This window comes from Candidatus Effluviviaceae Genus I sp. (assembly GCA_016867725.1).
Taxonomy (GTDB): Bacteria; Joyebacterota; Joyebacteria; order Joyebacterales; family Joyebacteraceae; genus VGIX01.
The window spans coordinates 37,417-60,126 of the sequence record VGIX01000009.1 but is presented as its reverse complement, the minus strand read 5'-3'; the positions used below and the strand labels follow the sequence as shown (position 1 = coordinate 60,126).

Here is a 22,710-nt window from a genome sequence, read left to right as displayed (position 1 = left end):
GACCCGAGGACGCCGCTGCGCGGACGAGACTGGAGGAGTACAGGCGTAGCCTGGCCGCGCCGAGATGAGCCGTCGCCCGCGCGTGGGTCTGCTGCGCGCGGAACATGGAGGTTGACGGCCCGCTCGGGCAGGTTGTAGCCTAGGTGTCTTACGGTCCGGCCGTCGGTGATGGCCGCTCTGCGGCGGGAGAGGCATGGCAACAAGCAACGACTTCCACAACGGCATGGTGCTCCGGCGCGACGGGAAGCTGTTCGTGATCGTCGAGTTCCTCCACGTCAAGCCCGGCAAGGGCGGGGCGTTCGTCCGAAGCAAGCTCAAGGAGATCAGGACCGGACGGGTTCTGGACGTCACGTGGCGAGCCGGGGAGAAGGTGGAGGACGTCCGCGTGGAGAGGGCGAAGGCCCAGTTCCTCTACCACGACGGCTTCTACCACTTCATGAACCACGGCACCTTTGAGCAGCATTCACTCTCGATCGACGTCGTGGGGGCCGAGAACGCTCCCTTCCTGAAAGACGGCATGGACGTTGAGATGCTGCTCGACGGAAGCGAGCCCGTCCTCGTGGAACTCCCCACGTTCGTCGACCTCAGGATCAAGCACACCGAGCCGGGAGTGAAGGGCGACACCGTGTCGGGGAGCACGAAGCCCGCCACGCTTGAAACGGGCGCCGTGATCCAGGTCCCGCTCTTCGTCCAGGAGGGTGACACGGTCCGCGTCGATACCCGCACGGGAGCGTACGTGTCCAGGGTCTAGCCTCAGGACCCGGAGGTACGATGAACAGAAGGCGCGTTGAGGACCTCATACGGCTCGTCGAGGACAGCGAGATCCAGGAGCTCACCGTCGAGGGGCTGCTGACGACGATCAGGATCGTCAAGGCGGGCGCCCGCGCGCAGGAGCCCGAGATCGTCCACTTCCCCCAGCCTGCCGCCCGCGCTGTCCCTGCGGCAGCGCAGGAGACCGAGCCCGAGACCGCCGAGAGCGACTCGGGGCTCGTGCCTGTCGTCTCGCCGATGGTCGGGACGTTCTACGCTGCTCCGTCGCCCGAGGCTCCCCCGTACGCGAAGCGCGGCGATCGCGTCAACAAGGGGCAGGTCGTCGGCATCGTCGAGGCGATGAAGCTCATGAACGAGATCGAGTCCGACGTGTCCGGCACGATCGAGAAGGTGGCCGTGGAGAACGCTCAGCCGATCGAGTACGGACAGGTGCTCTTCCTCGTGAGGCCCGACTGACGGGGAGCCGAGGGCAGCGATGTTCCGCAAGATCCTCGTGGCGAACAGGGGTGAGATCGCCCTCCGGGTGATGCGGGCCTGCAAGGAGCTCGACATCCCCACGGTGGCCGTTCACTCCGAGGCGGACGCGGACGCGCTCCACGTCGCGTTCGCCGACGAGGCGGTGTGCATTGGTCCGGCTCCCGGCGCGCAGAGCTACCTCAACGTGAAGGCCGTTCTGTCGGCCTGCGAGATCACCGGCGCGGACGCCCTCCATCCGGGCTACGGGTTCCTGGCGGAGAACGCGCAGTTCGCCGAGATGTGCAGCGTCCACGGCGTCACCTTCGTCGGTCCCACGGCGAGCATGATGCGCCTCATGGGAGACAAGGCGCAGGCCCGCCGCGTGATGTCCAAGGCCGGTGTCCCCGTGGTGCCGGGCAGCGACGGCATCGTCCGTGACGTGGGACACGCGTCGGAGACGGCCGAGACGCTTGGCTACCCCGTGATGATCAAGGCCTCGGCGGGCGGCGGCGGAAAGGGCATGCGAGTCGCGTGGAGCCGCGGCGAGCTTGAGACGGCCTACCCGGTGGCCAAGGGCGAGGCCGAGGCGGCCTTCGGGAACGGCGAGCTGTACGTCGAGAAGCTCCTCGTGGAGCCGCGCCACATCGAGTTCCAGATCGTCGGCGATAAGTACGGCAACGTGGTTCACCTCGGCGAGAGGGATTGCTCGATCCAGCGCCGGCACCAGAAGCTCATCGAGGAGTCCCCGTCGCCCGTCATGACACCGGAGCTCCGGGCGATGATGGGAGAGGCCGCCACGCGTGGCGCGCAGGAGATCGGTTACGTGAGCGCGGGGACCGTGGAGTTCCTGCTTGACTCCCGAGGCGACTTCTACTTCATGGAGATGAACACCCGGATCCAGGTGGAGCATCCGGTCACCGAGCTCGTCACGGGCGTGGACCTCGTGAAGGAGCAGATCCGCATCGCCGCGGGGGAGCCGGTCGAGTTCGCGCAGAGCGACGTCGCGCTACGAGGGCACGCGATCGAGTGCCGGATCAACGCGGAGGATCCCGAGAGGGGCTTCGCCCCCTGCCCCGGGACGGTCACGGACTTCTACGTGCCCGGGGGCCCCGGGATCCGCGTGGACACGCACGTGTACGCCGGCTACCGGATCCCGCCGCACTATGACTCCATGATCGCGAAGCTCCTTGCGCACGGCAGCACGAGGGCCGAGGCGCTCGCGCGCATGCGGCGCGCCCTCGAGGAGTTCGTCATCACGGGAGTGGCCACGACCATCCCGTTCCACATCGAGATGATGGCCGACGCGGACTTCTGCGCCGGCCGCTTCGACACGGGCACGCTCGAGAGGCGGAAGCGAGAGCGCGAGCGGATCGTCATCGCGCGATAGCATGGAACTCTCCCTCTACACCAAGGCGTCGGAGCTCTCCGAGGCCCACGCGAAGGGCAAGCACGTCGTCGTGATCGACGTCCTTCGCGCGTCGAGCACCATCGTCACGGCATCCGAGAACGGGGTCGAGCGGATCATCCCGGTCGCCGCCGTCGAGGACGCCAAGAAGCTCGTGCCCACGCTCGGGCGGAAGAACGTGCTTCTCGGAGGCGAGCAAGACGGGAAGAGGATCGAGGGGTTCGACCTCGGGAACTCGCCGCTCGAGTACACGCCCGAGGTCGTCACGGGGAAGACGATCATCCTCTCAACGAGCAACGGCACGGTCGCGATCGCCGGCAGCGCCCCGGCGAAGGAGATCGTGATCGCGTCCTTCCTGAACCTGACGGCCGTGGCCGCCCATCTCGTGTCCGCGAGGCCGAAGGGCGTTGCCGTGCTGTGCGCGGGCAACCTGGGGCAGCTCTCGCTCGAGGACTTCGTCTGCGGCGGACTGCTGGTCGAGCGCATGGACCGCGCGACGCGGGCGCGGCTCGTTCTGAACGACGGCGCCGTGGCGGCACGGGCCCTCGCGGCCGCCATGCCCGACGTGGGCGAGGTCGTGAGAAGCTGCGCGCACGGCCGGCGGCTTGCCGAGCTGGGCTTTGCGGCCGATCTCGACCTCTGCGCGACCGTCGACAGGTACGCGACGGTCCCGGTCGCCGCGGACGGCAGGATCGCCGGGCGTGAGGCCGCGCGCCGCTGACGGCGAGGAGCGCGGAGGGAAGCGCGTGGGGATGTTCGACCACATGAGCGACGAGCGCCGGCGCCAGCTCATCGGCGTCCTGCTCCTTTTCCTCGGCCTCCTCATCGCGGTCAGCCTCGGCACGCACGTCTACTTCGTGCGCTCGCGCGACCTCGGCCCCGAGGTCTGGACGACCAGGCTCGGCGTGCAGAACCGCCAGATCGCGAGCTGGATGTTCGAGTTCCTCGGGATCGGCGCGTGGGCCATCCCCGCGCTGCTCGTGATGTGGGGGTGGAACCGCGTCCGCGGCGAGGCTGCGGCCCGGCTCGCGCTCAGGAGCGTCTTCCTCGCCGCGGTCGCGATGACGGTCATCGCGCTCATCGCCCTCGTTGCGGGCGAGCGCGGTGCCTCGACGTCGGGCGTGGTGGGAGCCTTCATCGCCGACTCCGGCACGCGCCACATCGGGAAGGTCGGCACGTTCCTCGCAGGCGTGGGCGTGCTGGTCGCCGTGACGCTCCTCACGACGGACTTCAACATCGATGTTCTCTTCACGCCCTTCGAGCGCCTCGGCGCGGGGCTCGGGCGGCTCGCCGCGTCCGCCGGGGCCGCGCTGCTCGGAGCGATCCGGGGACGCGGCAGGCAGAAGGAGCGCAGGCCGGAGAAGGCGGCGCGCGCGCCTCAGATCCGCGCGGCCACCGAACCTCAGCCCGCGCGGCGGGTGCCGCCACCCGCGAACGCCGCGCCGGCGACAGCCGGGACATCGGCCGTGACCGCCGCGGCGCCCGCCAGACCGGCGCGCAGGGCGCCGACCATCTCGGAGCCCTCCGGGGCGCCGAGGGCCGCCCCCAGGCCCCGGCCCGCCGCCGGCGGGGACTTCCGGCTTCCGCCGCTCTCGCTCCTCGACGACCCGCCGGACGCCGCTCGGGTCCAGGTGTCCAGGGAGGAGCTCCTCGAGCGCTCGAAGCTCCTCGAGGAGAAGCTCGCGGACTTCGGCGTCACGGCCGCCGTGACGCAGGTGCACCCGGGGCCCATCATCACGAGGTTCGAGATCGAGCCCGCGCGCGGCGTCAAGGTGGCACAGATCGCGCACCTCCAGGACGACCTCGCGCTCGCCATGAAGGCGACGGCGATCCGCATCATCGCGCCGATCCCCGGGCGCGGCGCCGTGGGCATCGAGATCCCCAACGAGCACCCCGCGAGCGTGTACCTGAAGGACGTGCTGGCGTCGGAGACCTACCAGCATGTGCGCTCGGAGATCCCGCTCGCCCTCGGCAAGGACACGACGGGGCGCGTCTTCTGCGCCGACCTCGCGAAGATGCCGCACCTTCTCGTCGCCGGCGCGACGGGATCGGGGAAGAGCATCTGCCTCAACGCGCTCCTCACCGGCATCCTCTTCCGCTCGACGCCGGAGCAGGTGAGGCTCCTTCTCATCGACCCCAAGCGGCTCGAGCTTCCGAGGTACGCGGGGGTCCCCCATCTCATCGCGCCGGTCGTGACCGACGCCAAGCCCGCGGGCATGGCGCTCCAGTGGCTCGTGGGGGAGATGGACAGGCGCTACGACATCCTGTCCGCCCTCACCGTGCGCGACATCTACGGGTTCAACGACCGCATCCAGGCGAAGGAAGACCTGGACGCGCTCGCCCCGGAGGACCGGGCGAGACTGCCGCACGTCGTGGTGGTGGTCGACGAGTTCGCCGACCTGATGCTTCGGGCGCCGCGCGACGTCGAGGCGCCCGTCCAGCGGCTGGCACAGATGGCGAGGGCCGTGGGCATCCACCTCGTCTTCGCGACCCAGAGGCCTTCGGTGGACGTGATCACGGGTGTCATCAAGGCAAATTTCGCGTCGAGGATCGCATTCAGGGTGATCTCCATGACCGACTCAAGGACCGTGCTGGACCGAAACGGCGCCGAGACGCTGCTCGGCAGTGGCGACATGCTCTTTCTCCCCACGGGGAAGCCGGACCCCATACGCCTCCACGGGGCGTACATCTCGAACGAGGAGACGGCCAGGCTCGTCTCGTTCCTCCGCCGCCAGGGGAAGCCCGCCTACGCCTTCGACTTCGACGACGAGAAGGGCGTGGCGCAGCTGGCGGCCGCCAAGGAGGACGAGCTGTTCGACAAGGCGCTCGAGATCGTCGTCGGGACGCAGATGGGCTCGACCTCGCTTCTCCAGCGCAGGTTGTCGATCGGGTACGCGAGGGCGGGGCGCCTCATGGACCTGCTCGAGATGAACGGCGTCGTCGGGCCGTACAAGGGCAGCAAGTGCCGCGACGTGCTCGTCGGGCCCGAGTACCTCGAGACGGCCGCGCGCAAGCCGGGGCCGCGCCCGCCGGCCGCCAAGGGGCGCATCCCCGCCGACGAGGACGACGTGTTCGAGGAGGACGAGATCGTCCACGAGGACGCCGAGGTCGGCGATGCCTGGGAGGAGCACCACGACGACGACCCCGACGAGCCGGAAGATGACGAGGAGGTCCCGGCCAAGAAGCGTCAGCCGAAGCGCGAGGACGAGGACGAGTACGAGGAAGAGGACATCACCTACGACGACGACGAGGACGATGACGAGGATGACGACGAAGACCACGACGAGGACCACGAGCACTGACCTTGCGCTCGGCCGCGGCGCGGCGCCCGGCAGCCGCGCCGCCCTCGCGCTCGCCGTGGCGCTCGCGGTGTCGGCTGGAGCGTGGCTCGGGCTCCGAGCGGCGGAGGACGCCGCGGCCGCGGAGCCGTCGGCCGCGCTCGCCGAGGCGCGAGGCGTCGTGCGGGCCGCGCTCGCGAGGTACGAGGCGGCCCGTTCGTACCGCCTCGACTTCGAACAGGAGACCTTCTGGGCGCTCGCGGACTCGACGACCGTCGTGCGCGGCACGCTCGTGTACCGGCGCCCGGGAAGCGTCGCCGTCCGGTATGAGGACGGCAGCAGGATCGTCGTCACGGGCGACAGCATGCGCCTTTACACGGCGCAGACGGCCCAGTTCTTCGTGGGCGGGATCGACTCCTCGGACGTGGCGCTCGACCCCCCGAGGCTCCTTCGCGCGTACGAGCCGGACCCGCGGTTCCCGTTCGCCGAAGCCGACCGGCGAACGGACGGCCTGCGCGTTGTCAACCTGAAGCCCGGCCCGCTCTACGGAGAGCCGGCGCGCGTCCTGGCCACCATCGACGCGGGCACGGACGCGCTCACGCAGCTCACGGCCGTCGCCACCTCCGGCGACAGGACCACGTACAGGATCCTCGCGTCGCGGTTCGACGTGAACGTCTCCGACGGCGACTTCGTCCTGCGCCGCCCGCCCGGCGCGACGCTGATGAAAGGCTCGCCGTTCTGACACGGCGCGCGGTCGCGGCGCCGGCCCCATCCAGGTCTTCCCCATGAAGGTGGCCCTCATCACGCTCGGCTGCCCGAAGAACCTCGTCGACGCCGAGGTCATGCTCGGCCTGATCGACGAGGCCGGTCATCGGCTCGTCGATGATCCGCGCGCCGCGGACGCCGTCGTGATCAACACCTGCGCCTTCATCTCGTCGGCGGTGGACGAGTCGCGCCGCGTGATCGGGGAGTGCGTCGCCCTCAGGAACGCCGGAAGGGTCAAGTGGGTCATCGCGGCGGGCTGCCTGCCCCAGCGCCGCGATCCGGCCGCGGAGCGCGCCCTGGCGGGTGTCGACGGCGTTGTCGGCTGCTCGCACTTCCTCGACATCGCGCGCGCCCTTGAGGGCGTCGCCGAGGGGCGGGCGCCCCGCCTGGTGTCAACGCCGACCACCGTCTACGACCACCGAAGCCCCCGCGTGCTCGCCACGCCGCGCCATCTGGCCTACGTCAAGATCGCGGAGGGATGCGACAACCGCTGTTCCTACTGCACCGTCCCGTCGCTCCGGGGCGCGCTCCGCAGCCGTCCCGTCGACTCCGTCGTGGCCGAGGTCGAGTCGCTGCTCGAGCTCGGCGTTCGCGAGGTGAACCTCATCGCGCAGGACACGACCGCGTACGGCACGGACATTGCTCCGTCGGCGCGTCTGCCGGAGCTCCTGAGGCGCGTGTCCGCGACGGGCGTCCCGTGGATACGAACGCTCTACGCGCACCCCGCCAGGATCACCGACGAGCTCGTCGATGCGATGGCGTCGCTGCGCGGCGTCGTACCGTACCTCGACGTGCCGGTGCAGCACGTGTCGGACCGCGTGCTCAGGGCCATGGGACGAACGGAGGTGAGAGGCGGGGTCAGGGCGGCGCTCGAGCGGCTGCGCGCGGCGATCCCGGGGGTCACCCTCCGAAGCTCGGTGATGGCGGGGTTCCCCGGAGAGACGGAGCGGGAGTTCGAGGAGCTTCTCGCGTTCGTGCGGACCGGTGCCGTCGACTGGCTGGCGGTGTTCGAGTTCTCGCCCGAGCCGGGAACGCCGGCCGCCTCGATGCCGTCCGGTGTGCCCCCCCAGGTCGCGTCGGCCAGGGCGCGAGCGCTGGTGGACGCGGCGTCACGGGTCGCCGCCGCGCGGAACGCCAGGGCCGTCGGCAGCGAGGTCACCGTGCTTGTGGACAGCGGAGGCGCGTGCGCCGAGGGCCGCACGGCCGGACAGGCGTGGGAGATCGACGGAAGGGTGCTCCTGAGAGGCTCCGACGGCGGCCCGTCGCCGGGAGCGTTCGTGCGGGCAAGGGTCACCGGTGTCTCGGGGATGGACCTCAGGGCGGCGACGGTCGCGCCGGCGGAGCCGGACCGTGGCCCCGGGCGAGGCGAGGCAGGCGAGCCTTCGTCCCGGTCGGCCGGGGGAGAAACATCTTGAAGAGCGCGCGGCGGGCGTGGTAGGTTCGCGCGGCCAGGGAGGCGGGGGTGAGGGGAAGGGAAGAGGCGCGCTCGTGGAGCGGAGGGATCGGCACCGTCCCGCCGCTGGGGTGGACCGACGCGGACCTCATCGCGACGGTCGTCGCGGGAAGCACGGGAGCCACGCCGCCCGGTGACGTCGCTCTGGCGCTGCTCGACAGGTTCGGGACCTTAAGCGGCGTCCTGCGCGAGGCGCCGTCCGCCCTGGCCACGGTCCGCGGCGTGGGGCGCTCGGCCGCGGCGCGGTTGAAGGCGGCGTGGGAGATCGGCAGGCGGGCGAGCGTCGCCGATCGGCGCAGACCGAAGCGATACGTGTCCGGGCCCGAGGACGTCGCCGACATCTTCATGTCCGAGATGTCGGCGCTCGACAGGGAGCACTTCCGGGCGGTCCTTCTTGACACCAAGAACCGGATCCTCGGAGTGAGGACGATCTCGATCGGGTCTCTCAACACCTCCGTGGTGCACGCGCGCGAGGTGTTCAAGGCGGCAGTGAGCGAGAGCGCGCAGGCCATCGTGCTCGTGCACAATCACCCGTCCGGGCTTCCGGACCCGAGCGGCGAGGACCTTCTGGTCACTCGAAGACTGGCCGAGGCCGGACGGATCCTGGGCATCGAGGTGCTCGACCACGTCGTTCTCGGCAGTCAGGGGTTCGTGAGCATGCGCGAGCTCGGTCATCTCTGACGCGACGCGCGGCTCAAGAACGGATGGCGGAGATGCTCTTCGACTCGTTTCTCGGACTCGTCAACGACGTGGCGATCGACCTCGGGACCGCCAACACGCTCGTCTACGTGAAGGGCAGAGGCGTCGTCCTGAACGAGCCGTCCGTGATCGCCATCGAGAAGGCCACCGGCAGGGTCGTGGCGGTGGGGACCAGAGCCAAGGAGATGCTGGGCAGGACCCCGGACGGCATCAAGGCCGTCCGCCCCATGAAGGACGGGGTCATCGCCGACTTCGACGGCACCGAGGACCTCCTGCGCGAGTTCATCCTGCAGGTCCAGCGGCGCCGGTTCCTCGTGCGGCCGCGGATGATCATCTGCGTGCCGTCCGGGATCACCGAGGTGGAGCGGCGTGCCGTGCAGGACTCCGCCGAGCACGCGGGCGCCAGGGAGGTCTTCCTCGTCGCCGAGCCCGTGGCGGCGGCCATCGGCGTCGGCCTTCCCGTCGAGAAGCCCTCCGGCAACATGATCGTGGACATCGGCGGCGGCACGACGGAGATCGCCGTGATCGCCCTGTCCGGCATCGTGAACCACACGTCCATCCGCATCGGCGGCGACGAGATGGACGAGGCGATCATGAACCACCTCAGGCGCAGCTACAACCTGCTCGTCGGCGAGCAGACGGCCGAGCAGATCAAGATCCGCGTCGGGTCGGCCTACCCGCTGGAGCAGGAGATGGAGATGGAGGTCAAGGGGCGCGACCTCGTCGGGGGCGTGCCCCGGACGCTCAAGGTCACGTCCGAGGAGATCCGCGAGGCCCTGCAGGAACCGATCTCGGCCATCGTGGAGGCGCTCAAGCTCTCGCTCGAGGAAACGCCCCCCGAGCTCGCCGCCGACCTCGTGGACCGCGGCATCGTGATGACGGGCGGCGGCTCGCTGCTCAGGGGTCTCGACACGCTCCTGCGCGAGGAGACGAAGCTGCCCGTCAACGTCGTCGAGAACCCGCTCACCTGCGTCGTGCTCGGCACCGGCCGGATCCTCGAGAACATCTCGCACTACGAGCCCGTCCTGATGAAGTCCGCGAAGAGGTAGGACGAAGGCATGCTCGCACAGGTCGCCCAGCTGCTCAGGGAGAGGCCCGAGCTCTCCACCTTCGTCATCTGCGTCCTCGCGTCGTTCGCTCTCCTCCTCACGCCCCAGACCTTCAAGGACGGCGTGTCCACCGTCGTCTCCGCCGCGACGCTCGGTCCGTTCAAGCGGCTCGCGGCCACCGTCACCGAGCTCGGCGCCGTTCGCGAGGACAACGCGCGGCTCATGCGGATGGTCGTGGAGCTGGAAGCGGAGCGCGCGGCGCTCGTGGAGTACCGCGAGGAGGCGAGGCGGCTGCGCGAGCTGCAGCGCGCGCTCGTCGGCTTCCCGGAGGAGGAGAAGCTCCGGATGCTCCCCGCGCGGGTCATCGGGATGCCCGGGGGGAGGATCATCGAGCGCATCGAGATCGACCGCGGCATCACCGACGGCGTCGGCGTCGGCATGGCCGTCGTGGTGCCCGGCGGGCTCATCGGCAAGGTCGTGCGCGTGTTCCCCGGGCGCGCGCTCGTCGAGCCGCTGGGCAGCGCCTCGTCGGCCGTGAGCGTCATCGTGGAGAGGAACCGCCTGCGGGGGATCGTCCGTCCACGGTACGTGGGCGTCACGGAGCTTGCCAGCTGGAACATGGAGTACGTGCCGACGCGCTCCGACGTCGCCGTCGGGGACAGAGTGGTCACGTCGGGCCTCGGCGGTGTCTACCCGCCGGGCATCACCGTCGGGACGGTGCGATCCGTGAAGGACGGCCCCCTCACGATGACGGTGCGTCTCGACCTTGCGGTGGACCCCTCGACGGTCGAGCAGGTCTTCGTCGTGCTGGGCGGACGGTCGCAGCGGCCGGCCGTCCGGGAAGCCGCGCAGCCCACCCCCGAGAGGAGCGGATAGGTGCGCGCGTTCCGCCTCGTCCTCCTGGCGTTCGCCGCGGTCGTGCTCGACGCCGCGCTCGCTCCCGAGATCGAGATCGCGGGCGCCAGGCCCGACTTCCTCGTGCTCGCGATCGTCTACACGAGCCTCGTGATGGGCGCCAGGGCGGCCACCATCACCGGGTTCGCGATCGGTCTTGCGGCCGACGCAGCCATGCCCGAGTACCTGGGACTCCACGCGCTCTCGCTCTCCGCGACGGCCTTCGCCGTGTCGGCGCTCTGGTCGCGCCTCGTCAGAACGAACGCGCTCGTCCAGTGCATGGTCCTCCTCGCCGGTTCGCTCATGCACGACGCGATCTACTACATCGCCTACTACAGGAACCACCTGGACCTCTTCGGCCGCTTCCTGCTGCGGTTCGGCGTCCCCGGCGGGCTCTACACGGCTGCTCTCGGGAGCATCGTCTACTTCATCGCCCTCGCCAGGAACTGGAGGGCCATCGCCGGTGGCGCGCGTCACTGAGCATCAGAGCGGCACGGACACGAGGGCGAGGCGCGCGCGGCATCTGCAGCTCGCCGTCCTGCTGCTGTTCGTGCTCATCACAGGCAGGCTCGGATGGCTCCAGCTCGCCCGCGGTGACTTCTACAGCGACCTGTCGCGCGAGAACTACGTGCAGGGGTTCCCGGTCCTGGCTCCGCGCGGCGTCATCAAGGACCGCAACGGGGAGGTCCTCGCCGACAGCCGGGCGTCGCTGTCCATCACGCTGTCGAAGACGCGAAGCCGCGACGACGAGGGGATGGCCGACGCCCTCGCCGGCCTCCTCGAGATCGACCGCTCCCTCGTGATCGAGAAGCTCAGGGAGGCTCGATCGAGGTACTTCGGGAGCGTGGTGCTGGTCGCCGACGCGACGTTTGAGCAGGTCGCTCGGGTGGAGGAGCGCAGGTTCGAGCTCCCCGGGGTGAAGGTGGAGGTCACGGCGACCCGCCGCTATCCGGCCGGCGAGTTCGCGATGCACGCCCTCGGCTACGTCGGCCAGATCTCGGGATCGGAGGTCGAGACCATGGGCGCGCTCGGGTACTCCTCCGGGGACGTCGTGGGCAAGGCGGGGGCGGAGAAGCGCTACGAGCTGCAGGTCAGGGGATGGGACGGCGGCGAGTACTGGGTCTGCGACGCCTCGGGCCGCGAGCTCTACCCGTGGAGCGGCGGGGCTGTCGTCGAGGCGAGGCCCGGCAACACGCTCGTGCTCGCGATCGACGCGCCCGCGCAGCGCGCGGCAGAGGAGGCGCTCACGCTGCACGGATCCGGCGCCGTCGTGGCCCTCGATCCGCGGACGGGCGAGACACTCGTGCTGGCGTCGCGCCCCGCGCCCGACCCGAATCTCCTGTCGTACGGGCTGTCCGCCCGCGAGTGGAACGCCCTGTCGCGGTCGCCGAGGCATCCGCTCTTCAACCGCGCGCTCCAGGCCATGTACCCGCCGGGCAGCGTGTTCAAGGTCGTGACGGCGGCCGCCGGCCTCGCGACCGGGACCATCACGACCTCGTCGCCCCGCGTGACGTGCCCCGGCAGCTTCCGCCTCGGGACGAGGACCTTCAGGTGCTGGAAGCCCGAGGGCCACGGCACGCTCGACCTCATCCCGGCGATCGTCCAGTCCTGCGACACCTACTTCTACACGCTCGGCGTTCGCCTCGGCGTCGCGACGCTCATGAACTGGGCGGAGCGGAGCGGCCTGGGCATCCGGACGGGCATCGATGTCGGCGGTGAGGCGAGAGGGAACGTCCCGACGCCGGAGTGGTACGACAAGCGGTACGGGAAGGGTCGGTGGAGCAGAGGCGTCGTCGTCAATCTGGCCATCGGCCAGGGCGAGATCCTCATGACGCCGATCCAGGTTGCCTGCCTCGTGAGCGCGATCGTCAACGACGGCGTGGCGCACCGGCCTCACGTCCTCAAGCAGGTCGAGTCGCCGTCGGGCCGCGTGCTCGGCACCGCGCGGACGGCGGTGAGCTACGAACTGCCTTACTCCGACGCAACCCTGCGGACCGTGAGGGAAGCGATGGTGGGCGCCGTGGAGGGCCCGTACGCAACGGGCTGGCGCGCGAGGATCCCCGGGATGAGAGTCGGGGGCAAGACGGGGACGGCGCAGAACCCGCACGGAGAGGACCACGCCTGGTTCGCGGCGTTCGCGCCGGCCGAGGACCCGAAGATCGTCGTCGCCGTCCTGGTCGAGAACGCCGGGGGAGGCGGCGCCATCGCCGCGCCGATCGCGCGGGACGTGATGAGGGCTTACTTCCGGCTCGACGTCCCGGTGGAAGCGCCGGGCCCGCCCGAGCCCGCCGTCGAGGAGAGCGACTGAATGGACCGGCGACGGCTCAGGGACTTCGACATGGGTCTCCTCGCCGCGGCGCTCGCGCTCGTCGCGGTCGGGATCGTGATGGTCTACAGCGCGACGCGGGGCGCCGCCGACGCCTCGCTGAGCGGACTGGCACAGCGGCAGGCCGTCTTCGCCGTCCTCGGGCTCGCGGCGCTCGTCGGAGCGCTCTTCGTGCCGCAGGACACGCTCGAGATCCTCGCGCCCCTCCTGTACGGCCTGGCCATGGCCCTTCTGGTCGCGGTGCTCTTCGTGGGCGTGGGGAAGATGGGGGAACGGCGCTGGCTCGATCTGGGGGTGTTGCGCTTCCAGCCGTCCGAGCTCGCCAAGTACGCGATGATCCTGCTTCTCGCCCGCTGGCTCGCGCGGAAGAAGACCAAGCTCGAGAGGGCGACGCACCTCGTCGTGCCCATCGTCATCACGCTCATCCCCTTCGGGCTCGTGCTGCGTGAGCCGGATCTCGGAACCTCACTCATGTTCCCGCTCATTCTGCTTCCCATGCTCTACTGGGCCGGCGCGCGTCCGGTCGTCATCCTCCTGCTGCTCGCGCCTGCGTTGAGCGTGGTCCTCGCGTTCCATCTTGTGGTGTGGCTCGTGTTCCTCGGCGCGCTCGCATGCCTTCTCTATCTCTCGCGCGTCTTGCTCACGGACAAGGTGGTGGTCTTCACCGCCTCCGTCGTGGCAGGGCGCGTGAGTCCGCTCCTGTGGGCGCATCTCGAGGAGTACCAGAGGCACCGCGTCCTTGCATTCCTGAGCCCCGAGAAGTACCGTTTCAGCACCGGATACCAGCTGATCCAGTCGAAGATCGCCATCGGATCCGGCTCGGCGTTCGGAAAGGGATTCCTGCAGGGAACCCAGAAGAACTACGCGTTCCTGCCCGAGCAGCACACGGACTTCATCTTCTCGGTGCTCGGCGAGGAGTTCGGCTTCCTGGGGTGCGCGGTCGTGCTGGCGCTCTACCTCTACCTCGTCCTCAGGATGCTCCGCCTCGCCGCGCAGGCCAGGAACCGTTTCGCGGGCCTCGTGATCGTCGGCATCGCGAGCATGCTGTTCGTCCAGTCCGCGGTGAACGTGGGCGTCACGCTCGGCATGAGCCCGGTGACGGGCATGCCGCTGCCCCTTCTGAGCTACGGGGGGACGTCGCTCCTGGTCACGCTGGGGGCGATCGGCGTCGTGCTCGGCATGGGCATCAGGCGAATGGAGTACTGATGCGACCCATCCTCTTCCACGTCGGCTCGTGGCCCATCCGGAGCTACGGCGTCGCGCTGGCCGTCGCGTTCATCGCCGGCATTCTGCTGGGGAGGAGGCGGGCGCGCGCGGCCGGGCTCGACCCGAACATCGTCATCGACCTCGCGTTCTATGTGATCATCGCGTCCATAGCAGGCGCACGGGCCACCTACGCGGCCGTCCACTGGGACTACTTCCGCGATGACCTCCTCGGCGTCTTCAGGCTCTGGGACGGCGGCCTGGCGCAGTACGGCGGCATCGCGGCCGGCGTCGTCACGGGCCTTCTGTTCTTCGCCAGGAGGAAGGTCTCGCCGTGGCGCGGCGCCGACCTCCTCGCGCCGTCCGTGGCGCTCGGCGTGGCGATCGGGAGGATCGGCTGCTTCATGAACGGGTGCTGCTTCGGGAAGGCCTGCGCTCTGCCGTGGGCCGTCACGTTCGGCCCCGGCTCGATCGCCTCGCACGAGTTGCCGGGGGTCGCCGTGCACCCGACACAGCTGTACGAGTCGCTCGCGGCTCTCGGCGTGTTCGCCGTGCTTCTGGCCGTCGAGCGGCGCAAGCCCTTCGACGGGTTCCTCCTCTGGCTCCTTCTCATCCTGCTGGCCGTGTCGCGGTTCCTCATCGACCCGCTGCGGCACTACGAACAGGTCTCGATGATCGGCGCGACGGGACTGACGACGAACCAGGCCATCGGGATCGCGCTCGTGGCCGTCGCGGTCGCGGCGCTCGTCGTGACGGCGCGGCGGCGCCGCGCGCGGCCGGGCGACTCCAGGTAGACCGACCCCGGGATCCCCAGGGAAACGGGCATCACGATGGACCTCGTCGGCCCCTGCGCGCGCATCGGCCGGGCGCTGCTCGCGTTCGTGCTTCCCGACGCGTGTCTCGTGTGCGGAACGCCGCTCGAGGGCGGCGAGCGCGACCTCTGCGCGCGCTGCCGGCTCGTCTTGCGGCCGGCGGCGCCGCGTGCGCTGCCGCTGCCGACGCTCGAGGGCGGTGAGGACGCGCCGCGCCCGGAGACGGAGTTCGCGGCGTACGCTCTGGACTTCGACGGACCGGCGAGAGCTCTCGTGCACGCCCTGAAGTACCAGGGAAGAAGAGGGGTCGCGGACACGCTCGCCGCGATCATCGGACCGCTCGTGGCGAACCTGCCGGGCGCCGGCGTGGATGCCATCGTGCCGGTGCCGCTCCACCCGGTCCGACTCCGAGAGCGGGGCTTCAACCAGACCGATCTCATCGCCGGCGGCCTGGCCCGCTTCGCGGGCGCGCCGGTGCAGACCGCATGGCTCAGGCGCGCCCGCCCCACGAGGACCCAGACCGACCTCAGCCGGGCCGACCGGATCCGGAACGTGCGCGGCGCCTTCGCGGCAGGGCGCGCCCTCCAGGGGACGCGGCTTCTGCTTCTGGACGACGTCGTCACGACCGGCGCGACGCTGGCGTCGGCGGCCTCGGCCCTCCGACGGGCCGGCGCCTCCTGCGAGTGCTTCGCCGTCGCCGGGGCCAAGCTGGTTGACAAGACGCCGCGGGGGCGGCTATGATACCTGCCTCGACCCGCCCGGGGTCGTGCGGGATGCCATCCACTCGGAGGAGACCATGCGCGTCGGCGTGCTGACGGGCGGCGGAGACTGCCCCGGACTGAACGCGGTGATCAGGGCGATCGTGCGGCGAACGATCGGGAAGTACGGCGGGGAGGTCGTCGGGTTCCGGTTCGGCTGGGCCGGCATGATCGAGGGCAACACCATCCCCCTGGGCAACGACCAGGTGTCGGGCATCCTGCCGCGGGGAGGCACGATCCTGGGGACGTCCCGGACGAACCCGTTCAAGGTCGACGGCGGCCCGCAGAAGATCCACCAGACCTTCAAGAAGCAGGGGCTCGACGGTCTCATCGCGGTCGGGGGGGAAGACACGCTCGGCGTGGCCTGCAGGCTCCACGAGGACGGTCTCCCGGTCGTCGGCGTCCCCAAGACGATCGACAACGACATCGCCGGGACCGACTACACGTTCGGGTTCGACACCGCGGTCCACATAGCGACCGAGGCCATCGACCGCCTCCACACGACGGCCGAGTCGCACAACCGCGTCGTGGTCGTCGAGGTGATGGGCAGGCACACGGGGTGGATCGCCGTGAAGGCGGGCATCGCCGGCGGCGCGGATCTGATCCTCATCCCCGAGGTGCCCTTCACGATGGCCGAGATCTGCGAGGTCATCGGGCGCCGCCACTCGCGCGGCAAGAACTTCAGCATCCTCGTCGTCGCCGAGGGCGCGACGTTCCCGAAGGACGCGGACGACGACGGGGGAGAGGCCGGCCTCGTCGTCACGCACGGCGGGACCGACGCCTTCGGGCACGTGAGACTCGGCGGCATCGGCACGAAGCTCGCCCGCGCCATCGAGAAGCGGACCGGCTACGAGACGCGCGTGTCGGTCCTCGGCTACGTGCAGCGCGGCGGGACGCCGACGGCATTCGACAGGGTGCTCGGCTCGCGCTTCGGCGTCGTCGCGGCGGACCTAGTCCACAGCGGGCAGTTCGGCAAGATGGTGAGCCTGCAAGGCGACCGGGTCATCCCCATCGAGATCTCCCACGGAACCCAGAGCCTCAAGCGCGTCGACAGCGAGCTGTTCGAGGTGGCGAGGACCTTCTTCGGCTAGGCCCGGGGGCAGGCCGCGCGGCGGTCCGGGCGGCCCGGGGACACGGAGGACATGGCACATGGCGCTCAGGTACGCGATCAACGGATTCGGCAGGATCGGCAGGCTCGTCCTGCGTCTCGCGCTGTCCAACAGAGACTTCGAGGTCGCGGCGATCAACGATCTCACCGACGCGAAGACGCTCGCCCACCTGCTCAAGTACGACTCGGTGCACGGGATCTTCCGGAAGGACGTGTCGCACGACGCGGACGCCATCGTCGCGGACGGGAAGAGGATCAAGGTGTTCTCCGAGAAGGACCCGGCGGCCCTCCCTTGGAAGAGCCTCGGCATCGACGTCGTCATCGAGTCCACGGGGAAGTTCACCGACCGCGCGGGCGCGTCGAAGCACCTCGAGGCCGGCGCGAAGAAGGTGATGATCTCGGCGCCCGGGAAGGAACCCGACGTCACGATCGTGATGGGCGTCAACGACGCGGCCTACGACCCGGCGAAGCACCACGTCATCTCGACGGCCTCCTGCACGACGAACTGCGCCGCCCCGATGATCAAGGTCCTCCACGAGAACTTCGGCGTGGTCAGGGGGCTCATGACGACCATCCACGCCTACACGAACGACCAGCGCATCCTCGACTTCCCGCACAAGGACCTGCGACGGGCCAGGGCCGCCATGGTGTCCATGATCCCGACGACGACGGGCGCCGCGAAGGCGATCGCCATGGTCATGCCGGAGCTCAAGGGCAGGCTCGACGGGCTCTCGGTCCGCGTCCCGACGGCCGACGGCTCCCTCGTGGACTTCGTCGTGCAGGTCTCGAAGAAGACGACGGCCGAGGAGGTGAACGCGGCGTTCCTCAAGGCATCGAAGACGCCGCCGCTCGCGGGCTATCTCAAGTACACCGAGGACCCGATCGTGTCGATCGACGTGGTGCGGGACACGCACTCCTGCGTCTTCGACAGCCTGCTCACGAAGGTCCTGGACGGGGACTTCCTGAAGGTCTTCGGCTGGTACGACAACGAGGCGGGGTACGCCGCGCGTATGGTCGACATGATGAAGCTCGTTGCAAAGCGCTGAGGGCACGGGATGAGCGAGAAACTGCACATCAGGGACGTGGACGTCCGCGGCAGGCGCGTCCTCACGAGGGTCGACTTCAACGTGCCGCTGACCGAGACCGGCGCGGTCGGAGACGACACGCGCATCCGGATGGCGTTGCCGACGATCCGGCACCTCGTCTCATCGGGCGGCAGGGTCGTCCTCATGTCCCATCTGGGCAGACCGAAGGGGAAGGTCGTCGACGCGATGAGGCTCGCCCCGGCGGCGGCCCGGCTGTCGGAGCTTCTCGGCAGGAATGCGGCCGTGGCGGCGGACTGCATCGGCCCGGAGGCCGAATCGGCTGCGAACGCGCTCGGGGACGGCGACATCGTGCTCCTCGAGAATCTCAGGTTCCACGACGCGGAGACGAAGAACGACGAGGCCTTCTCGCGTTCGCTCGCGCGGCTGGGCGACCTCTACGTGAACGACGCGTTCGGCACGGCACACCGTGCCCATGCCTCCACCGTGGGCGTCACGGCCTTCTTCGAGCAGCGGGCCATGGGCTTTCTCATGGAGCGCGAGATCTCGGGGCTGTCGCGCGCGACCGAGCGGCCGGAGCACCCCTACGTCGCCATCCTCGGCGGCGCCAAGGTCTCCGACAAGATCGGCGTCGTCGAGAACCTGCTCTCGAAAGTCGACGTCTTCCTGATCGGCGGCGCGATGGCCTACACCTTCCTCAAGGCGCAGGGGAAGGACGTGGGCGACTCGCTGGTCGAGCCCGACAAGACGGACGTCGCGCTCAGGCTTCTGGATGCGGCGCGGTCGGCCGGGAAGGCGTTCCTGCTTCCCGAGGACGTCCTCGCGGCCGACGCGGCCGCGGCGGGGGCCAGGACGAAGGTCGCGGCGTCGGAGGCCATCGGAGCGGGTTGGCGGGGCGTGGACATCGGCCCCGCAACCGCGGGACGGTTCGCGGCGGAGGTGGGGCGCGCGCGCACGATCGTCTGGAACGGGCCGCTGGGGATCTTCGAGATCCCGGAGTTCGCGTCGGGGACGAATGCCGTCGCCGTGGCGGTGGCCGAGGCCACGAGGGCCGGGGCGGCGAGCATCGTGGGCGGCGGCGACACGGCAGCGGCGATCTCGAAGGCCGGCCTCGCGGACGCCATGACCCACGTCTCGACGGGGGGCGGCGCGTCGCTGGAGTTCCTGGAGGGCAAGGTCCTGCCGGGCATCGCCGCGCTGTCGGACGCGAGACCTTCGCGCTGAGGAGCGCGCTCGGAGACTGGGAGGCATCGTGCGGCGGAAGATCGTCGCCGGCAACTGGAAGCTCAACGGAACGGCAGCGGAGACGCGACAGCTCATCCGCAGCCTTCGGAACCGGCTGGCGGCCATCGAGCTGCGCGCCGACGTCGTCGTGTGCCCCCCGTTCGTGTTCCTCGAGACCGCCGTGGACGCGGCGAGAGGCAGCGCGATCGACGTGGGCGCCCAGAACGTGTTCTGGGAGCGGTCGGGCGCGTACACGGGCGAGGTCTCGGCCGAGATGCTCGAGGCGGTCGGTGTCAGGCACGTTCTGATAGGGCACTCCGAGAGGCGGACCATCTTCGGCGAGTCCGACGCCGACGTGAACCGCAAGCTCCACCGCGTCCTCGGCACGACGCTCCGGGCGATCGTGTGCGTCGGCGAGACCCTCGAGGAGCGGGAGCAGGGCCTCACGCAGGCTGTCGTGAAGCGTCAGGTGGCCGCGGCGCTCGGGGGCGCGGCGGCCGGGCGGGCCGACCGCATCGCCCTGGCCTACGAGCCGGTCTGGGCCATAGGCACCGGCAGGACGGCCTCGCCCGAAACGGCGAACGAGGTTCATCGCTTGATACGCGCCGAGCTCGCTGGTATACTCGGGCGTTCGACGGCGGATGGGCTCCGCATTCTCTACGGCGGAAGCGTGAAGCCGGACAACGCCGCGAGTATCATGTCCCGGAGCGACGTTGACGGCGTGCTGGTCGGAGGCGCGAGCCTCGACGCGGCGGGCTTCGCCGAGATCGTGGCGGCTGCCAGGTAGCGGACAGCGGTGCCTCGCGGTCCACGGAGGAGGGTTCGATGTTCGGAGTGGTCATCGGGATCCACGTTCTCATCTGCGCGCTGCTCATGGTCGTGGTCCTGCTGCAGTCGGGCAAGGGCGGCGGCCTCGCCGGCGCGTTCGGCGGGGCCGGCGGCATCGGAGCGGTCTTCGGCGGGCAGTCCGCGGCCACGTTCCTCACGAAGGCCACGAGGTACCTCGCCATCGGGTTCATGCTCACGTCCCTTCTGCTCGCGCTCATGGCGCGCGGCACGTTCCGGGGAGGGGCGGTGGAGACGGGCGTCAGAGAACGCGCGGCCGCGCCGGCAAGCGGCGTCGAGGGGGCGGTTCCCTCGACCGGCGTGCCGACGGAACTCCCCGGTTCAGAGGGAGCAGGTGAGCGCTCCGGAACTCAGGCGCCCGCGGAGACCGAGGGAACCTCCGAGCCCGGGTCACCGTGACGAGCTGAGTGATACGGCCGCATCCGCGTGCGGAAACCCAGAAGCGGGCGCGGCCGCACGTGCCGGGATGGTGGAACTGGTAGACACGCCATCTTGAGGGGGTGGTGGGCGTATGCCTGTGCGAGTTCGAGTCTCGCTCCCGGCACCAGGCTCATCGTTCGAGGGAAGGTGACGACGAGGTGCAGGGCCGCCCGCGCGGCCCTGCGTCGTTCTGAGCCCCGATGGCGAGCCCACAGGACCGGGTGTCGGACGCATACCGGACGCTCTTGAGCGTCTACGGCCCCCAGGGATGGTGGCCGTCGCGCGGACCGTTCGAGATGATGGTCGGCGCCGTGCTCACGCAGCACGCGTCCTGGCGCAACGCCGAGCGCGCGATCGAGGCCATGAGGTCCCTCGGGCTCCTGGCGCCCGAGGCGATCGTGCGCACGAGCCCAGCCGCGCTTGCCCGGATCATCAGGTCGTCCGGACCGTTCACTCGAAAGGCCGAGACCCTCATCGCCCTGGCGTGGGCTGTTCGGGAGCACGGGAGAGGGCTGGAGCAGTTCCTGTCCCTCAACGCCGAGACGCTGAGAACGACCCTCCTTGCGATCCGCGGGATCGGACCGGAGACGGCGGACGCCATCGTGCTGTACGCCGCCGGGAAGGCGGCGTTCGTCGTGGACGCCTACACTCGCAGGTTCGTCGTCCGGCACGGGCTCGTGCCGCAGCGCGCGTCGTATGCCGCGATCCAGGAGCTGTTCACGAGAGCCCTCCCGCAGGACGTCAGCGTCTATGCCGAGTGCCACGCGCTGCTCGTCCGGCTGGGAAAGGACCGCTGCAGGGCGACACGCCGCTGCGCAGGCTGCCCCCTCGAGGGCGACCTCGATCGTCACGCGTCCGGGCGCCGACCGCCGGCGAGCGCCCGCCGATGAACGGTGGTCAAGGTTCGAGGCGCTCCGCCGCTTGACTTGCCCCCGGCCCAAGGTCAAGCTTAGAGAGAGGTCGGCGCTCCAGGGACGGCTCATGAAGACACGATGAAGAGCGCCGTGCGAAGGGGCGCAGCCGGACCCGAGGCGTCTGTCGGTGACGGCGCCGCGGACGACACACGAGGCGTGGGTGGCGCTGCGGACCCGCCCGGCGGCGGGTGTCGGATGGGCAGATGAACCGGCGGCTTGGCTCTTTACAGCGGCAGCCGAACGTGGTACAAGGGGGGCTCATGGCGATCTATCGCGCAGCATCCGGGTCGTGGGGACGGATGGTGGGAGCGTGTGTCGTTGCGCTCGTGATGCTCCCGATCCCGCCGGCGGCCGGAGCGAACAAGTACGCCGGGGAGTTCCTCACGCACGGCGTCGGCGCCAGGGCCCTCGGCATGGGCAGCGCGTTCGTGGCGGTCGCGGACGACGCGACGGCGGGCTACTGGAACCCGGCGGGCGTGGCCGACGTGGAGGGGCGCAGCGTCCAGCTGATGCACTCCGAGACCTTCGGCGACGTCGTGAACTACGACACCGGCGCGTACGCGCAGCCGCTGGGCAACGGGGCCGCGTTCGCCGTGACCGTGATCAGGCTCGCCATCGACGACATCCCGTTCACTGACTTCGAAACGGACGAGGACAGGATCATCTACGACCCGTCGCGCATCACGTGGGAGAGCGATTCGGAGTCGGCCCTCCTCGTGACGTATGCCCGCAGGTCCTCGGACCGGATGCGGGTCGGCGGCAACCTCAAGGTGATCAGAAAGAGCGTGGGCGACCACTCCTGCTACGGTGTCGGGTTCGACGTGGGGGCGAAGTACGACATCCGGCGGGACACGACGGTCGGCGTGAACCTGCAGGACGTCACGACGACGTTCCTGTCCTGGAACACCGGCGAGCGAGAGCACATCATGCCGACCGCGAAGATCGGGGCGGCGTACTCCCGCGACGTGGCGTCCATGGACGGCCGCTTCGTCATCGCCGCGGACGCGGACTTCCGATTCGAGAATCGAGCGCTTGCGGACCAGTACCACGTGGGCCCCGTTTCGGCCGACACGCACTACGGCATCGAGTTCGTCTACCGCGAGATGGTGGGAGTGCGCGCCGGTCTCGCGATCGGCCAGCTGACGGCCGGCGCCGGACTCGCGCTCGGTGGTTTCGCGGTCGAATACGCCTTCGGAAGACACGAGCATCTGGACTCGAGCCATCGGGTGTCGGCGACGTACGGCTTCTGAGCCGGTCTCCGACGTCCGGGGCAGCAGGACTCCGGG

At 70.0% G+C, this 22,710-nt stretch carries 22 protein-coding genes and 1 tRNA gene; all 23 read left to right on the top strand.

What is annotated here, in order from left to right:
• The first annotated feature begins 193 nt into the window (after positions 1-193).
• Positions 194-751: an elongation factor P gene (gene efp, locus FJY74_04025; GenBank protein ID MBM3307473.1), complete on the top strand. Its 558-nt coding sequence runs from the start codon at positions 194-196 to the stop codon at positions 749-751.
• Between the two features lie 20 nt (positions 752-771).
• Complete coding sequence (accB, locus tag FJY74_04020) at positions 772-1,227, top strand: acetyl-CoA carboxylase biotin carboxyl carrier protein (GenBank protein ID MBM3307472.1); 456 nt, start codon at positions 772-774, stop codon at positions 1,225-1,227.
• 19 nt (positions 1,228-1,246) lie between these two features.
• Positions 1,247-2,614: an acetyl-CoA carboxylase biotin carboxylase subunit gene (accC, locus tag FJY74_04015; protein MBM3307471.1), complete on the top strand. Its 1,368-nt coding sequence runs from the start codon at positions 1,247-1,249 to the stop codon at positions 2,612-2,614.
• 1 nt (position 2,615) lies between these two features.
• A complete protein-coding gene (locus tag FJY74_04010) occupies positions 2,616-3,353 on the top strand; it encodes a 2-phosphosulfolactate phosphatase (protein MBM3307470.1) in 738 nt (245 codons plus the stop codon).
• Positions 3,334-5,934, top strand: coding sequence for a DNA translocase FtsK 4TM domain-containing protein (locus tag FJY74_04005; GenBank protein ID MBM3307469.1), 2,601 nt, complete (start codon positions 3,334-3,336; stop codon positions 5,932-5,934). Before FJY74_04010 ends, FJY74_04005 begins: the two co-directional genes overlap by 20 nt.
• Entirely contained in the window at positions 5,897-6,652 is a 756-nt protein-coding gene (locus tag FJY74_04000) for an outer membrane lipoprotein carrier protein LolA (protein ID MBM3307468.1), read from the top strand. Before FJY74_04005 ends, FJY74_04000 begins: the two co-directional genes overlap by 38 nt.
• Positions 6,653-6,695: 43 nt before the next feature.
• Positions 6,696-8,090 (top strand): 30S ribosomal protein S12 methylthiotransferase RimO, encoded by a 1,395-nt coding sequence (gene rimO, locus FJY74_03995; GenBank protein MBM3307467.1) that lies wholly within the window; start codon positions 6,696-6,698, stop codon positions 8,088-8,090.
• Positions 8,091-8,137: 47 nt separating this feature from the next.
• Positions 8,138-8,809 carry a DNA repair protein RadC gene (gene radC, locus FJY74_03990; protein ID MBM3307466.1) on the top strand — a complete coding sequence of 224 codons (672 nt, stop codon included), beginning with the start codon at positions 8,138-8,140 and terminating at the stop codon, positions 8,807-8,809.
• Between the two features lie 23 nt (positions 8,810-8,832).
• On the top strand, positions 8,833-9,876 hold the full coding sequence (locus FJY74_03985; GenBank protein ID MBM3307465.1) for a rod shape-determining protein: 1,044 nt from the start codon (positions 8,833-8,835) through the stop codon (positions 9,874-9,876).
• A gap of 9 nt (positions 9,877-9,885) precedes the next feature.
• Positions 9,886-10,752, top strand: coding sequence for a rod shape-determining protein MreC (gene mreC, locus FJY74_03980; protein ID MBM3307464.1), 867 nt, complete (start codon positions 9,886-9,888; stop codon positions 10,750-10,752).
• Positions 10,753-11,250 carry a rod shape-determining protein MreD gene (gene mreD / locus FJY74_03975; protein MBM3307463.1) on the top strand — a complete coding sequence of 166 codons (498 nt, stop codon included), beginning with the start codon at positions 10,753-10,755 and terminating at the stop codon, positions 11,248-11,250.
• On the top strand, positions 11,234-13,078 hold the full coding sequence (gene mrdA, locus FJY74_03970; protein ID MBM3307462.1) for a penicillin-binding protein 2: 1,845 nt from the start codon (positions 11,234-11,236) through the stop codon (positions 13,076-13,078). Before mreD ends, mrdA begins: the two co-directional genes overlap by 17 nt.
• Complete coding sequence (gene rodA / locus FJY74_03965; protein MBM3307461.1) at positions 13,079-14,302, top strand: rod shape-determining protein RodA; 1,224 nt, start codon at positions 13,079-13,081, stop codon at positions 14,300-14,302. It abuts the gene before it with no gap.
• Positions 14,302-15,093, top strand: coding sequence for a prolipoprotein diacylglyceryl transferase (gene lgt, locus FJY74_03960; GenBank protein MBM3307460.1), 792 nt, complete (start codon positions 14,302-14,304; stop codon positions 15,091-15,093). Before rodA ends, lgt begins: the two co-directional genes overlap by 1 nt.
• 36 nt (positions 15,094-15,129) lie before the next feature.
• On the top strand, positions 15,130-15,852 hold the full coding sequence (locus FJY74_03955; GenBank protein ID MBM3307459.1) for a ComF family protein: 723 nt from the start codon (positions 15,130-15,132) through the stop codon (positions 15,850-15,852).
• Positions 15,853-15,907: 55 nt separating this feature from the next.
• Entirely contained in the window at positions 15,908-16,960 is a 1,053-nt protein-coding gene (locus FJY74_03950; protein ID MBM3307458.1) for a 6-phosphofructokinase, read from the top strand.
• Positions 16,961-17,018: 58 nt separating this feature from the next.
• Positions 17,019-18,023 (top strand): type I glyceraldehyde-3-phosphate dehydrogenase, encoded by a 1,005-nt coding sequence (gene gap / locus FJY74_03945; GenBank protein ID MBM3307457.1) that lies wholly within the window; start codon positions 17,019-17,021, stop codon positions 18,021-18,023.
• Between the two features lie 9 nt (positions 18,024-18,032).
• Complete coding sequence (locus FJY74_03940; GenBank protein MBM3307456.1) at positions 18,033-19,244, top strand: phosphoglycerate kinase; 1,212 nt, start codon at positions 18,033-18,035, stop codon at positions 19,242-19,244.
• 28 nt (positions 19,245-19,272) lie between these two features.
• Positions 19,273-20,031 (top strand): triose-phosphate isomerase, encoded by a 759-nt coding sequence (locus FJY74_03935; protein ID MBM3307455.1) that lies wholly within the window; start codon positions 19,273-19,275, stop codon positions 20,029-20,031.
• 38 nt (positions 20,032-20,069) lie between these two features.
• On the top strand, positions 20,070-20,489 hold the full coding sequence (gene secG / locus FJY74_03930) for a preprotein translocase subunit SecG (GenBank protein ID MBM3307454.1): 420 nt from the start codon (positions 20,070-20,072) through the stop codon (positions 20,487-20,489).
• Positions 20,490-20,550: 61 nt separating this feature from the next.
• A tRNA-Leu gene (locus FJY74_03925) sits at positions 20,551-20,637 on the top strand.
• 73 nt (positions 20,638-20,710) lie between these two features.
• Entirely contained in the window at positions 20,711-21,400 is a 690-nt protein-coding gene (locus tag FJY74_03920; GenBank protein MBM3307453.1) for a hypothetical protein, read from the top strand.
• A 284-nt stretch (positions 21,401-21,684) separates the two neighbouring features.
• Complete coding sequence (locus FJY74_03915; protein MBM3307452.1) at positions 21,685-22,674, top strand: PorV/PorQ family protein; 990 nt, start codon at positions 21,685-21,687, stop codon at positions 22,672-22,674.
• Positions 22,675-22,710: the final 36 nt, after the last annotated feature.

What these genes read in the sequence shown, in the direction of transcription:
- FJY74_03940 (MBM3307456.1), top strand. Translation starts at nt 18,033, where the DNA reads ATGAGCGAGAAACTGCACATCAGGGACGTGGACGTCCGCGGCAGGCGC.
- accC (MBM3307471.1), top strand. Translation starts at nt 1,247, where the DNA reads ATGTTCCGCAAGATCCTCGTGGCGAACAGGGGTGAGATCGCCCTCCGG.
- FJY74_04010 (MBM3307470.1), top strand. Translation starts at nt 2,616, where the DNA reads ATGGAACTCTCCCTCTACACCAAGGCGTCGGAGCTCTCCGAGGCCCAC.
- FJY74_03915 (MBM3307452.1), top strand. Translation starts at nt 21,685, where the DNA reads ATGGCGATCTATCGCGCAGCATCCGGGTCGTGGGGACGGATGGTGGGA.
- efp (MBM3307473.1), top strand. Translation starts at nt 194, where the DNA reads ATGGCAACAAGCAACGACTTCCACAACGGCATGGTGCTCCGGCGCGAC.
- FJY74_03950 (MBM3307458.1), top strand. Translation starts at nt 15,908, where the DNA reads ATGCGCGTCGGCGTGCTGACGGGCGGCGGAGACTGCCCCGGACTGAAC.
- FJY74_03985 (MBM3307465.1), top strand. Translation starts at nt 8,833, where the DNA reads ATGGCGGAGATGCTCTTCGACTCGTTTCTCGGACTCGTCAACGACGTG.
- FJY74_04000 (MBM3307468.1), top strand. Translation starts at nt 5,897, where the DNA reads ATGACGACGAAGACCACGACGAGGACCACGAGCACTGACCTTGCGCTC.
- mreC (MBM3307464.1), top strand. Translation starts at nt 9,886, where the DNA reads ATGCTCGCACAGGTCGCCCAGCTGCTCAGGGAGAGGCCCGAGCTCTCC.
- gap (MBM3307457.1), top strand. Translation starts at nt 17,019, where the DNA reads ATGGCGCTCAGGTACGCGATCAACGGATTCGGCAGGATCGGCAGGCTC.
- rodA (MBM3307461.1), top strand. Translation starts at nt 13,079, where the DNA reads ATGGACCGGCGACGGCTCAGGGACTTCGACATGGGTCTCCTCGCCGCG.
- rimO (MBM3307467.1), top strand. Translation starts at nt 6,696, where the DNA reads ATGAAGGTGGCCCTCATCACGCTCGGCTGCCCGAAGAACCTCGTCGAC.
- lgt (MBM3307460.1), top strand. Translation starts at nt 14,302, where the DNA reads ATGCGACCCATCCTCTTCCACGTCGGCTCGTGGCCCATCCGGAGCTAC.
- FJY74_03920 (MBM3307453.1), top strand. Translation starts at nt 20,711, where the DNA reads ATGGCGAGCCCACAGGACCGGGTGTCGGACGCATACCGGACGCTCTTG.
- accB (MBM3307472.1), top strand. Translation starts at nt 772, where the DNA reads ATGAACAGAAGGCGCGTTGAGGACCTCATACGGCTCGTCGAGGACAGC.
- secG (MBM3307454.1), top strand. Translation starts at nt 20,070, where the DNA reads ATGTTCGGAGTGGTCATCGGGATCCACGTTCTCATCTGCGCGCTGCTC.
- FJY74_03955 (MBM3307459.1), top strand. Translation starts at nt 15,130, where the DNA reads ATGGACCTCGTCGGCCCCTGCGCGCGCATCGGCCGGGCGCTGCTCGCG.